Consider the following 12,952-nt stretch of genomic DNA (forward strand, 5'->3'; position numbering starts at 1 on the left):
TACAAATTTTTATCCAAAAGTTAAGATACTTTTTGAAAGGACTTATGAAAATACTTGCTCATTTTCTCAATTTTCCCCTATTATATCATAAAATTCAACAAAATTTTAGGGAAAGTCAGAATAAGTCTACTCACTTAACGTTAATGATAAATCTATTAATAAACTTTGACATTTAATGATGAACTGTAACTATTTTTTCTAACTCGATTTCTCTATGAAAGAGTAAAAACCAGCGTCTTTTGACGCTGGAGAAAAAGCTACTTATACTCAATGAAAATCAAAGAGCAAACTAGGAAACTAGCCGCAGGCTGTACTTGAGTACGGCAAGGCGACGTTGACGCAGTTTGAATTTGATTTTCGAAGAGTATTAGATCATTTACCAAGAAACTAAATTGCTTCTGTAACGAAGCTACGGCTTTCAAGTACCTTAAGCATAGCATCTGCTGTATCTAGGGCTGTAAAGAGTGGTACACCATGTTCGATAGCTGAACGGCGGATTTGTTCACCATCTTCATCAGCAGTTCGCTTAGTACCAACTGTGTTGATAATGGCTTGTATTTTCCCTTTACGAACATAGCTTGGGATATCGTGTTCATCATCACCGATCTTACCAACGAGTTGAGCCTTCAAGCCATGACTTGCAAAGAAAGCTGCTGTTCCTTGAGTCGCAAGGATTCCGTAGCCAATATTTTGGAAACGACGAGCCAAATCCAAAGCTTCTTCCTTGGCATCGTCAGCGATAGTAAAGACAACATTCCCAAAGGTTGGCAAGTGAAGATAAGAAGCTTCAAAAGCCTTGTAGAGCGCTTTTTCTAGTGTCGTATCAGAACCCATAACTTCTCCTGTTGACTTCATTTCAGGACCGAGCAAGCTGTCTACTTTTGCGAGCTTAGTGAAGGAGAAGACAGGCGCCTTGATATGAACACGACTGCTTTCTGGGTAAAGTCCATCTTGGTAACCAAGTTCTTCAAGACTTTGACCAAGAATCAACTTAGTTGCAACCTGAGCCATCGGGATATTGGTTACTTTTGATAGGAATGGAACAGTACGGCTGGCACGTGGATTGACCTCAATAACGTAGACTTTCTCATCCTTGATGACAAACTGAATGTTCATCATACCAAGACAGTTGAGGCCAATTGCAAGACGTTTAGTGTAGTCTGCGATGGTTTCTTGAACCTTTTGAGACAAGGTTTGTGGAGGATAAACAGCCATGGAGTCACCTGAGTGGACACCAGCACGTTCGATATGCTCCATGATACCAGGAATAAGGACATTTTGTCCATCTGAGATAGCATCAACTTCACATTCTTGTCCAACGATATAAGAGTCGACAAGAACTGGATGGTCTGGACTTGCTTTAACGGCTGTACGCATGTAAGAACGAAGGTCTTCTTCGTTTTCTACAATTTCCATGGCACGTCCACCCAAGACATAAGAAGGACGAACGAGGACTGGGAAACCAATCTTGCGAGCTGCAAGCACTGCTTCTTCTTCGTTTGTTGCAGTCTGTCCAGGAGGCTGTGGAATATCCAAGTCTTTGAGGGCTTGCTCAAAAAGGTCACGGTCTTCGGCACGGTCTAGGTCAGCAACCTGCGTACCAAGGATAATCACACCTGCCTTAGCCAATGGCTCTGCAAGGTTAATAGCTGTTTGACCACCAAACTGAACGATAACGCCTTTTGGTTGCTCCAAGTCAATAACATTCATAACATCTTCGAATGTCAATGGTTCAAAGTAAAGTTTATCCGATACAGAGAAGTCTGTTGAAACTGTCTCTGGGTTTGAGTTCATGATGATAGCTTCGTAGCCAGCAGCCTGAATCGCCTTAACAGAGTGAACGGTTGCGTAGTCAAACTCAACCCCTTGACCGATACGGATCGGACCTGAACCTAGGACCAGTACAGATTCCTTTTCAGACTTGATCGATTCATTTTCCCAACCATAGGTTGAATAGAAGTAAGGAGTTTCTGATTCAAATTCTGCCGCACAAGTATCAACCATCTTGTAAACTGGGACAATTTTGTTTTCCAAACGTAGTTGGCGAACTTGATCAGCTGTAGTATTCCAGAGTTCAGCAATCTTACGGTCTGAAAAACCATTCAATTTTGCAGTTTTCAAAACTTCAAGATCTTTTGGATGTGAGCCTAATTCTTGCTCAATTTCAAAGATATGCAATAGTTTATCCAGATAAAAGATATCGATTTTTGTCAGCTCAGCAATTTCTTCCGGTGTGTAACCACGGCGAATGGCTTCTGATACGTAGAAGAGACGGTCATCCTGTGCCTTTACAACCTTTTCAATCAAGGCATCATCTGAAACATCTGCAAGTTCAGGCATTTCATTGTGGTGGACACCAATTTCAAGTGAACGACAAGCTTTAAGAAGTGACTCTTCGATGTTACGACCGATGGCCATAACTTCTCCAGTCGCCTTCATCTGAGTACCAAGACGGCGCTCACCCTTTTCAAACTTGTCAAATGGGAAGCGTGGAATCTTGGCAACAACGTAGTCAAGGGCTGGTTCAAACATGGCATAAGTTGAACCTGTAACTGGGTTGATGACCTCATCCAAGGTCAAACCGACTGCAATCTTAGCAGCCAATTTAGCAATTGGGTAACCTGTCGCCTTAGAAGCAAGGGCTGACGAACGAGATACACGAGGATTTACTTCGATGACATAATACTTGAAGCTGTGTGGATCAAGGGCTAGCTGAACGTTACATCCACCTTCAATCTTGAGAGCGCGTATAATGCTCAAACTTGCATCACGAAGCATTTGGTTTTCATAATCTGACATAGTTTGCGCTGGGGCAAATACGATGGAATCCCCTGTATGAATCCCGACTGGGTCAAAGTTTTCCATGTTACATACAACAAGAGCATTGTCAGCTGAGTCACGCATCACTTCGTACTCGATTTCCTTGAAACCTGCAATGGAACGTTCAATCAAACATTGGGTAACAGGTGACAACTTCAAACCATTTTCAGCAATGTCACGCAATTCTTCCTCGTTGGCACACATACCACCACCAGTACCACCTAGGGTAAAGGCTGGACGGACGATCACTGGGTAGCCAATTGTCGCTGCAAAGGCAACGGCTTCTTCCACTGTGTTAACAATTTCAGATTCTGGAATCGGTTGGTTCAATTCTTCCATCAATTGTTTAAAGAGATCGCGGTCTTCAGCTTGGTCGATGGCAGACAATTTAGTCCCGAGAAGTTCTACTCCCAATTCATCAAGAATGCCATTTTTAGACAATTCCATGGCCATGTTAAGCCCTGTTTGCCCACCAAGTGTTGGAAGCAAGGCATCTGGACGTTCTTTACGGAGAATACGAGTCACAAACTCAAGTGTAATCGGTTCGATATAAACCTTGTCTGCAATTTCCTTATCAGTCATGATAGTTGCAGGGTTTGAGTTTACTAAAACAACCTCATACCCTTCCTCTTTCAAAGACAAGCAAGCCTGAGTCCCAGCATAGTCAAACTCAGCAGCCTGACCAATAATAATCGGACCAGAACCAATCACCATAATTTTTTGAATATCAGTACGTTTAGGCATTTATAAGATATTAAGGGCGTCAAGCGGACAAAGCTAAAATAGGAGTTATTCTTAGAACTGTCAGTTCTAAGAATAACTATCTTTTTAGCATCGTCCGTAGCCCGTATTCAGTTCAGCAAATACGGCTCACCCTTCTCCTTTCTATTCGGCAACTCTCGGGTTGCCATTAAATAAATTCTCCGACGATTTTTTAGCGAAACGATACTTTTCGGTAAAAAATCTAGTGCAGGGAGTTTTTAGTTCGCCTAATAGCGACTAAAAGAAACGACCTGCCTTTCTATTCGTCGCCTCACAGAGCGACATTAAATAAATTCTCCGACGATTTTTTAGAGAAACGATATCTTTCGATAAAAAATCTAGTGCAGGGAGTTTTTAGTTCGCCTAATAGCGACTAAAAGAAACGACCTGCCTTTCTATTCGGCAACTCTCGGGTTGCCATTAAATAAATTCTCCGACGATTTCACACTCGTCTTTAGTTTGTTTGTTTGAAGGCTTCCATCATCTCGATGAACTCGTCAAATAGATAACTTGCATCGTGCGGACCTGGTGCAGCATCTGGGTGGAATTGCACAGAGAAACCTGGTTGGTATCTGTGACGTACACCTTCAACTGACTTGTCATTGATTTCTTCATGAGTAATCATCAAATGCTCTGGAAAATCTTCACGACTCACTGCATATCCATGGTTTTGACTAGTAAAGTCCACGCGCCCTGTTGCAATTTCGCGTACAGCGTGGTTAAATCCACGGTGACCAAATTTCATCTTATAGGTTTTGGCACCATTTGCCATCGCAAAGAGCTGGTGCCCCATACAAATACCAAAGATTGGAATTTTCCCGAGAATACCACGAATCATATCGAGTGCTTCTGGTACATCTTCTGGATTTCCCGGTCCATTTGACAACATAACTCCGTCTGGATTTAAGTGAAGGATTTCCTCTGCTGTTGTAGTATAAGGAACGACCGTTACATTACAATCTCTCTTAGACAACTCTCTTAAGATTGAATGCTTGAGACCAAAGTCTACAAGTACCACACTTAAACCTACTCCTGGAGCTGGGTAAGCAGTTTTTGTAGAAACCTGTTTGATATTATCTATTGGTAAAACAGTTGCTTGAAGCTGATCTGTGATGTGATCGATACTATCTCCAACATGTGTCAGAGTCGCTCTCATAGTCCCATGTTTGCGAATGATTTTTGTCAAAGCACGTGTATCAATACCTGAAATACCAGGGATTTTCTTAGATTTCAAAAATTCATCCAGCGTCATCTGGTTACGCCAGTTACTGGCTCTACGAGCTTCTTCAAATACCACTACACCTTTACAGGTTGGACTGATAGACTCGTAGTCATCACGGTTAATTCCATAATTTCCAACCAAGGGATAGGTAAAAGTTAGAATTTGCCCATTATAAGACTGATCCGTAATGGATTCTTGATAACCGGTCATCCCAGTATTAAAGACGATTTCACCAGTTACATCAATATCAGCCCCAAAGGCTTTTCCTTCAAAAATTGTTCCATCTTCTAAAACTAGAAGTCGTTTAGTCATAAATTCACCTCTCGTGGATGCTCTCAGGCATCTTTTAACGTTTTGTGTCTTATTTTGCGTTTCTGTAAGTCAATACAGATTCTAAAATTGCCATTCTGACAAAGACACCATTGGTCATTTGTTGAACAATACGTGATTTTGGTGCTTCGACCAAGTGATCAGCAATTTCAACATCGCGATTTACAGGAGCAGGATGCATCAGAATAGCTTTATCTTTCAAGCGATCATAACGTTCTTGAGTCAAACCATGCTGTGCATGATAACCCTCTTTTGAAAAGACTGTTCCACTTTCATGACGCTCATGCTGAACACGGAGAAACATCATCACATCAACTTGGTCAATGATTTCATCAATGCTTACAAACTGTCCATAGTCTGCAAACTCTTGACTTCTCCATTCCTCAGGGCCAGCAAAGTAGAGTTCTGCTCCTAAGCGTTTTAAGATTTGCATATTGGATTTAGCCACACGCGAATGGTCAAGGTCACCAGCAATGGCTACCTTGAGTCCTTCGAAGTGTCCAAATTCTTCATAAATGGTCATTAAATCAAGCAAGCTTTGGCTTGGGTGTTGACCCGAACCATCCCCACCATTGATAATCGAAGTCGTAATCGTCGGACTATCGATCAACTCTCTGTAGTAATCCACCTCTGGGTGTCGGATGACACAGGCATCTACTCCCAAGGCTGACAAGGTTAAAATTGTATCGTAGAGTGTTTCACCTTTGTTGACTGAACTTGTCTTCACATCGAAGTCCAGTAGGTGAAGTCCCAGTTTAATCTCTGCTACTTCAAAAGATTTGTGGGTACGAGTCGAACTCTCAAAGAAGAGATTAGAGACAATGTGTTGGTCCTCGTAAGACGCTTTTGCTCCATTTTTAAACTCAATTCCTCGTTTAATCAATTTCATGACTTGTTCTACAGTAAGGTCTTCCATTGAGACTACATGTTGAATGGCTTGTTGATTTTCTGACATGGCTAACTCCTTTGGCTATCTAAGCTTCTTCGGTAATAAGAACACGATCTTGTCCATCTAGTTCAGTCATCTCTACGATGATTTCTTCTGAACGACTGGTTGGGATATTTTTCCCTACATAGTCTGGACGAATTGGCAATTCTCTATGTCCACGGTCAACCAGTACCGCAAGACTCACGCGCGCTGGGCGACCATGTCCGACAATGTTATCGATAGCAGCACGGATTGTACGACCTGTATAAAGTACGTCATCCACCAAAATGACTTCTCGATCTGTCACATCGACAGAAATCAATGAAGTATCTTCACCGCTTTTGACATCGTCACGGAATGGTTTGGTGTCTAATTCTACAACGGGGACAGAGATATTTTCTAATTGTTCCAAACGCTCTTGGATACGGTGAGCAATGAAGACACCTCGTGTTTTTATCCCAGCCAATACAATCTTGTTTAAATCTTTATTTCGCTCGATAATCTCGTAGGTAATCCGAGTAATCGCTCGCTTGACGGTCAATTCGTCTACAACTTCTTTTGTCTTCATGACAAACCTCCAAAAAGAAAAGTCTCCTTTTTCAAGGAGACTTGAGAATGTATAACTAAGCTAGCCATACTGCAAACAGTATAGACTTACCCTTCTACTTAATCGAGCTCCTTGCCTGCCTCACGGGACAGGTTTAAAGGAATATTTGATTGCTACTACTATATCACAAAGTAGTAATCGATGCAAGAAAAAACACAAGAAATCAATTTTATAACGAACTAAAATCGTATAACTGTGGATAGTGATCACATTCTGGATTTTTCGGATGACAAATAGCACGACCAAAGTAAATCATAGCCTGATGAGCTGCTAGCCATTCTTCTGGTGGCAAGACATCCATGACACGTTTTTCGACCTCAAGGGGTGTAGCTGATTTTTTTACAATATCGTGGTGTTTACAGATTCGCTCTACGTGAGTATCTACTGCAAAAGCTGGAATACCGAATCCTACGCTCAAAACTACGTTAGCTGTTTTTCGACCAACTCCTGCCAAACTCTCTAATTCTTCCCTAGTCTGAGGGACTTGACCGTCAAAATCATCCAGTAGTTGCTGAGCACACTTCTTAAGGAACTTAGCTTTATTGCGATAAAGGCCTAGGCGAGAAATATATGTTGCAATTTCACTCTCACTTGCTTCTGCCATAGCTTGTGGGGTTGGAAAAGCTGCAAAAAGGCCAGGAGTAGCCTTGTTGACTGCCGCATCTGTCGTCTGAGCTGACAGCATAACAGCAACCAAAAGTTCAAAATGATTGCGAAAATCTAAACTTGGTTTCGCATCTGGAAAAAGAGCAATGATTTCCTCAATGACATGACGGGCACGTTTCTTGGATAAAACCATTATTCGTCTCCGTCAAACAGTCCTTGCAAACCTGCAAAAGGACTATTTTCTTCTTTCTTGACTGCCTGTTGAGCTTGATATTCTTCCTCTGTCATGATTTGCCAGTCATTTCCAGAAACAAATCCCTGACCTGCTTCTTCTTCAGCTGTTAGGACTTTGATTGGAATATTGAGCAAGATATTATCTGAGACACTTTCAGCCAGGTCGATTTCCCCATTTTCAATCGGTAAAACCAAGTCATCATCTAGAACTTCTTGGTCCAGTTGATTGGTAGCACCTTCCATAAAGACTTCCGTCACTGGATATGATTCATTCAATTCTACAGGTTCCATGCTACGGCTAGAGGCTAAGACGATTGTATAAGACAACTGATAATCTAGGAAAAACATAAGGTCTTCGTACTGAACTTTCCCTATAGCAACAATATCTTTTACATCTATAATTTCTTGATTACGGGCACGCAAGTCAGCTGCTAAGTCTAAAGTCTGCTCAAAGTGCAAGCCTTCAGGCTGCTTACGGATTTCTTGAATATTTAATTTCATACTTCCTCCATAAAGATTTACTCACTTGATTATACCATGAAAAAAGTTCAAACAAGGTATCTAAACATTTTAAATATTTTTCACTATTTTTTAATATATTTACTATGACATTTTTTGCTTTTAGTGCTATACTATAGACATCAATACATGAGCAAAGGAGGACGCTCATATGGAAGACAAAGAACTAATCTTAAAAGCACATCAACTCATTTCCGAGTTAAATAAAGCTTACCAAACTTGCAAACAAGGATTGCCTGATGATATACGCTTGCAACAAAATATTGACGAGCTACTCAAACAACTTAAAAAGACAGAGAAACTAGATAACTCTATCTTAGTTGATCTTGAGAAATTTTACCAACATACCAGTCTCTTGATTGGACTTGGCACCCTTAAACTGAATGACCAAACTCGCACCGCTTGGCGAAACTATGACAAATTCCACTACGATCAAGTCAAACACGTACTGACTCTCTATGGACCTGTTTTTGGTTTCTAGAAAGATTTGAATTTCTCATTTCTTTTGACAAAGTGTCCCAAAAGGTATAAAATAAACATAGTAATTTTTGGAGGTAAGGGAGACATGAACAACTAAGTCTATCAAATAAAGAACCTTTATTTAGTAGATCTTGTTCTTGTCTCTTTTTGTGTACTCTTTTTCTGCTGCTTTTTGCAGCCCTTTTAAAAGAGGATTTTTTGACATAAACGATTGGCTCTACTAGGTAAAGTAGAGCTTTTGTTATGTATTATCCAAATTTAGAAAGGGAAACATGATGATAAAAATCAACCAGCTAACCATAACACAAAATAAAGACCTACGAGACCTTATTTCCGATTTAAATATTACTATCCAAGACGGAGAAAAGGTCGCTATTATCGGCGAAGAAGGAAATGGAAAATCAACCTTACTTAAAACTTTAATGGGAGAAAGATTAGAGGATTTCACTATCAGGGGCGACATTCAATCTGAGCTTCAGTCCTTGGCCTACATTCCCCAACATCTCCCTGAAGAATTGAAGAAAAAATCTCTACAGGACTACTTCTTTTTAGAGTCTGCTGATTTGGACTTCAGCATTCTCTACCGTTTAGCTGAGGAATTGCACTTTGATAGCAGTCGTTTTGCTAGTGACCAAGAGATTGGTAGCCTCTCGGGTGGCGAAGCTTTGAAAATTCAGCTCATCCATGAATTATCCAAACCCTTTGAGATTCTATTTTTAGATGAACCTTCAAATGACCTAGATCTTGAGACAGTTGATTGGCTAAAAATTCAGATTCAGAAGATCAGGCAGACCGTTATTTTCATTTCTCATGATGAAGACTTCCTCTCTCAAACTGCAGACACCATTATCCACTTGCGACTGGTCAAGCATCGAAAGGAAGCTGAAACCCTAGTCGAGCACTTAGACTATGATCGCTATAGTGAACAGAGAAAGGCTAACTTTGCCAGACAAAGCCAGCAAGCTGCCAACGACCAACGGTCCTATGATAAAACCATGGAAAAGCATCGCCGAGTCAAGCAAAAGGTAGAAACTGCACTTCGAGCTACCAAAGACAGTACTGCCGGACGACTACTGGCTAAAAAGATGAAAAATGTTCTTTCTCAAGAAAAACGCTACGAAAAAGCAGCTCAGTCCATGACCCAAAAGCCACTTGAAGAGGAAGAAATCCAACTTTTCTTTTCAGATATAGAGCCATTAGCAGCTTCTAAAGTCTTACTTCGACTGGAAAAGGGGACTTTATCCATTGGCCAACGAATTTTGTCTCAAAAACTCCAACTAACTGTTTGGGGGCAAGATAAAATCGGCATCATCGGTCCCAATGGAATTGGCAAATCGACTCTGTTAGCCAAGTTGCAACAACTACTAAGTAGCAAAAGTGAGATTTCACTTGGATTTATGCCACAAAATTACCAAGAAACACTGCAATTGGATCTATCCCCAGTAGAATTTCTCAGCCAAACTGGACATAAAGAGGAACTACAGAAAATCCAATCCTTCCTAGCCAGTCTCAATTTCAGTTATCCAGAAATGCACCACCAAATCCGCTCCTTATCCGGCGGTCAACAAGGCAAACTCCTTCTTTTGAATTTAGTGCTGCGAAAACCAAACTTTCTCCTTCTGGATGAACCCACACGAAACTTTTCTCCAACTTCACAACCTGAAATCAGAAAACTCTTTGCCAATTATCCTGGTGGTCTGGTTACTGTTTCACATGATCGACGTTTCTTAAAAGAAGTCTGTACGAATATCTATCGTTTGACAAAAAATGGTTTGGAAGCCGTTGATTTGCAAGATTTATAAATGTAGAAAATAGCAAACATCCAGAGGAAAATCTCTGGATGTTTTTACATATGTTTCAGACGCTCAATCCGTTCTGAGATTGGCGGATGGGTATAGAAGAGTTTTTGCAAGCCACCTCGTTTTTGAGGATCGTTGATGTAAAGTGCACTGCTAGCATCATCCACATGACGACTCATAGGCTGACTATTGTCCAGCTTACGAAGGGCATTGATCATCCCTTGAGGATTACGAGTCAACTCTACACTTGAAGCATCTGCTAAAAATTCTCGTTGACGAGAGATGGCTAGTTGTACCAAGGTTGCTGCTAGGGGCGCCAAAACAATTGCTAGGAGAGAAACAACTAGCATAATAATTTCAAGTCCACCACTATCTCGATCATCACTTCTACGACCACGGCCTGCACCTCCCCACCACATCATGCGTCCAGCCATACTTGATAAAAGTGTAATGGCACTGGCAAGGGCAACCGCAATCGTAGAAATACGAATATCATAGTTACGAATGTGACTGACTTCATGGCCTATAACCGCCTCTAACTCTTCACGATTCATAATCGCAAGGAGTCCTGAAGTTGCTGCTACAGCTGCATTTTGGGGATTTGAACCCGTAGCAAAGGCATTTAAGCTGGCATCATCGATGATGAAGACACGTGGCATAGGGATTTGCGCCACCATAGCCATATCTTCCACAACATGATAGAGGGTTGGTGCAGTCTGCTCATTCACCTCACGCGCACCATTCATACTCATGACTATCTCTGTTGATTGAAAAATCATGGACAAGGCATAGATAAAGCCGATAATCAGAGCGATAACTAAGCCACCAAGACCAGATCGCATAAAGAGATAACCAACTGCATATCCAACCAAAGCCAGAAGTAAAAAGAATACTAGTAGTAAAATCCAAGTTCTTCGCTTATTACTCGCGATTTGATCATACAACATCCTAGTCACCTAAACCACTAAAATCAACCTTTGGTACTGCCTTTTCTTCTTCAGGTGTTTGAAGGAAATCAGCCACTTTAAAACCAAAGAGTCCAGCAACTAGGTTGCTTGGGAATGTTTCTAATTTAACATTATAGTTGCTAACAACACTATTGTAGAGTTGCCGAGAGTAAGAAATTTTATTTTCAGTATTGGTCAACTCCTCTTGCAATTGTGCAAAGTTGCCACTTGCTTTTAGGTCTGGATAATTTTCTGCAACCGCAAAGATTCCTGAAACCTGACGTGTAAGAGCATCACTAGCCTTCATAGCTTCTGCTGGTGAAGTTGCTGCGGCTACTTGATTACGAAGTTCTGCAACTTTTTCAAGCGTTGAACCTTCATACTTTGCATATCCTTTCACGGTCTCAATCAAGTTTGGCAAGAGATCGTTACGACGTTTCAACTGAACATCAATCTGACTCCATGCCTCCTTAGTTTGCATGCGATTTTTAACCAAACTGTTATAACTAACAATTACGAAAATAACAATAAGAGCAAGAACTCCAAGAATAATCCAAGTCATCGTATAATTCCTTTCTTCTTTTAGATTAGTACCAGTATATCAAATTTCCATCTTTTTGTGGTAAAATAAGATGATACTAAAGAAGGAAACTACTATGAAACCAGAAACATTTTATCAACTGCTAGCTGAACAAAATATCCATCTTTCTGACCAGCAAAAAGTTCAATTTGAGCGTTATTTTGAACTCTTGGTCGAATGGAATGAAAAAATCAACCTAACTGCTATTACAGAAAAAGAAGAAGTCTATCTCAAACACTTCTATGATTCCATCGCTCCTATTTTACAGGGATTGATTGAAAACCAGCCCAATAAACTCTTAGACATCGGTGCTGGAGCAGGTTTTCCTAGCCTTCCTATGAAGATTCTCTATCCTCAGCTAGATGTAACCATTATTGATTCCCTTAATAAACGAATTAACTTTCTGAATCTATTAGCCCAAGAACTAGGGTTAGAAAATGTCCACTTCTATCACGGACGTGCCGAAGACTTCGCCCAAGATAAGAACTTCCGTGCTCAGTTTGATATCGTTACGGCTCGTGCTGTTGCCCGTATGCAGGTCTTGTCCGAGTTGACTATTCCCTACTTAAAAGTCGGTGGAAAATTGCTAGCACTGAAGGCTAGCAATGCCCCAGAGGAATTAACTGAGGCTAAAAATGCCCTTAACCTTATCTTTAGTAAGGTTGAAGATAATCTCAGTTACACACTTCCTAACGGAGACCCTCGCTACATTACTATTGTCGAGAAGAAAAAAGAAACTCCAAATAAATACCCAAGAAAGGCTGGCATGCCTAACAAACGTCCGCTTTAGAAAGATTAAAAATCTGCAAACTCACACCTCACTTTCTTATTTCAAGGCTCGGGAAAAAATGATTTACAAAATCATACCTCGCTCTCTCATTTCAAGGCTCGGGAAAAAATGATTTACAAAATCATACCTCGCTTTCTCGTTTCAAGGCTCGGGAAAAAATGATTTACAAAATCATACCTCGCTCTCTCATTTCAAGGCTCGGGAAAAAATGATTTACAAAATCATTTTTTTCTGCTATACTATCCTAAGCAAAGGTTTTTAATGTCATCCCGTGAGGTGACGAAGGCGCAGATCTATATAAAACTTTTTAAAACTTGATGAAGGAGTC

Annotated in this window: 11 protein-coding genes; 3 read left to right on the forward strand and 8 right to left on the reverse strand. The window is 40.8% G+C overall.

What is annotated here, in order from left to right; translation table 11 throughout:
• Positions 1 to 387 precede the first annotated feature (387 nt).
• From carB to AAFQ93_RS08390, 6 genes are all read right to left on the reverse strand, one after another.
• On the reverse strand, positions 388 to 3,564 hold the full coding sequence (gene carB / locus AAFQ93_RS08365; protein ID WP_375555171.1) for a carbamoyl-phosphate synthase large subunit: 3,177 nt from the start codon (positions 3,562 to 3,564) through the stop codon (positions 388 to 390).
• Between the two features lie 472 nt (positions 3,565 to 4,036).
• On the reverse strand, positions 4,037 to 5,116 hold the full coding sequence (locus AAFQ93_RS08370; RefSeq protein ID WP_375555172.1) for a carbamoyl phosphate synthase small subunit: 1,080 nt from the start codon (positions 5,114 to 5,116) through the stop codon (positions 4,037 to 4,039).
• Between the two features lie 49 nt (positions 5,117 to 5,165).
• Positions 5,166 to 6,089 carry an aspartate carbamoyltransferase catalytic subunit gene (locus tag AAFQ93_RS08375; RefSeq protein ID WP_045763807.1) on the reverse strand — a complete coding sequence of 308 codons (924 nt, stop codon included), beginning with the start codon at positions 6,087 to 6,089 and terminating at the stop codon, positions 5,166 to 5,168.
• A gap of 19 nt (positions 6,090 to 6,108) precedes the next feature.
• Positions 6,109 to 6,630, reverse strand: a complete 522-nt coding sequence (gene pyrR, locus AAFQ93_RS08380; protein WP_000850020.1) for a bifunctional pyr operon transcriptional regulator/uracil phosphoribosyltransferase PyrR — start codon at positions 6,628 to 6,630, stop codon at positions 6,109 to 6,111.
• A gap of 208 nt (positions 6,631 to 6,838) precedes the next feature.
• The gene (gene nth / locus AAFQ93_RS08385) at positions 6,839 to 7,468 is read right to left on the reverse strand and encodes an endonuclease III (protein WP_375555173.1); all 630 of its coding nucleotides are present in this window, start codon (positions 7,466 to 7,468) and stop codon (positions 6,839 to 6,841) included.
• On the reverse strand, positions 7,468 to 8,010 hold the full coding sequence (locus tag AAFQ93_RS08390) for a DUF177 domain-containing protein (protein ID WP_375555174.1): 543 nt from the start codon (positions 8,008 to 8,010) through the stop codon (positions 7,468 to 7,470). The genes nth and AAFQ93_RS08390 overlap by 1 nt, the downstream gene beginning before the upstream one ends.
• Before the next feature lie 169 nt (positions 8,011 to 8,179).
• Between AAFQ93_RS08390 and AAFQ93_RS08395 the strand changes: the two genes are divergently transcribed.
• Both AAFQ93_RS08395 and AAFQ93_RS08400 read left to right on the forward strand, forming a co-directional pair.
• On the forward strand, positions 8,180 to 8,509 hold the full coding sequence (locus AAFQ93_RS08395) for a helicase BlpT (protein WP_375555175.1): 330 nt from the start codon (positions 8,180 to 8,182) through the stop codon (positions 8,507 to 8,509).
• Positions 8,510 to 8,783: 274 nt separating this feature from the next.
• The gene (locus AAFQ93_RS08400) at positions 8,784 to 10,310 is read left to right on the forward strand and encodes an ATP-binding cassette domain-containing protein (RefSeq protein ID WP_375555781.1); all 1,527 of its coding nucleotides are present in this window, start codon (positions 8,784 to 8,786) and stop codon (positions 10,308 to 10,310) included.
• Positions 10,311 to 10,354: 44 nt separating this feature from the next.
• Here the strand turns inward: AAFQ93_RS08400 and htpX are convergent, their stop codons facing one another.
• Together htpX and AAFQ93_RS08410 are read right to left on the reverse strand one after the other, a co-directional pair.
• The gene (gene htpX / locus AAFQ93_RS08405; RefSeq protein WP_301559712.1) at positions 10,355 to 11,254 is read right to left on the reverse strand and encodes a zinc metalloprotease HtpX; all 900 of its coding nucleotides are present in this window, start codon (positions 11,252 to 11,254) and stop codon (positions 10,355 to 10,357) included.
• A gap of 1 nt (position 11,255) precedes the next feature.
• Positions 11,256 to 11,816 carry a LemA family protein gene (locus AAFQ93_RS08410; RefSeq protein ID WP_375555176.1) on the reverse strand — a complete coding sequence of 187 codons (561 nt, stop codon included), beginning with the start codon at positions 11,814 to 11,816 and terminating at the stop codon, positions 11,256 to 11,258.
• A gap of 94 nt (positions 11,817 to 11,910) precedes the next feature.
• Between AAFQ93_RS08410 and rsmG the strand changes: the two genes are divergently transcribed.
• The gene (rsmG, locus tag AAFQ93_RS08415) at positions 11,911 to 12,624 is read left to right on the forward strand and encodes a 16S rRNA (guanine(527)-N(7))-methyltransferase RsmG (RefSeq protein WP_375555177.1); all 714 of its coding nucleotides are present in this window, start codon (positions 11,911 to 11,913) and stop codon (positions 12,622 to 12,624) included.
• Positions 12,625 to 12,952: the final 328 nt, after the last annotated feature.

Origin of the sequence: Streptococcus nidrosiense (assembly GCF_042140045.1) — a bacterium.
Classification (GTDB): domain Bacteria; phylum Bacillota; class Bacilli; order Lactobacillales; family Streptococcaceae; genus Streptococcus; species Streptococcus nidrosiense.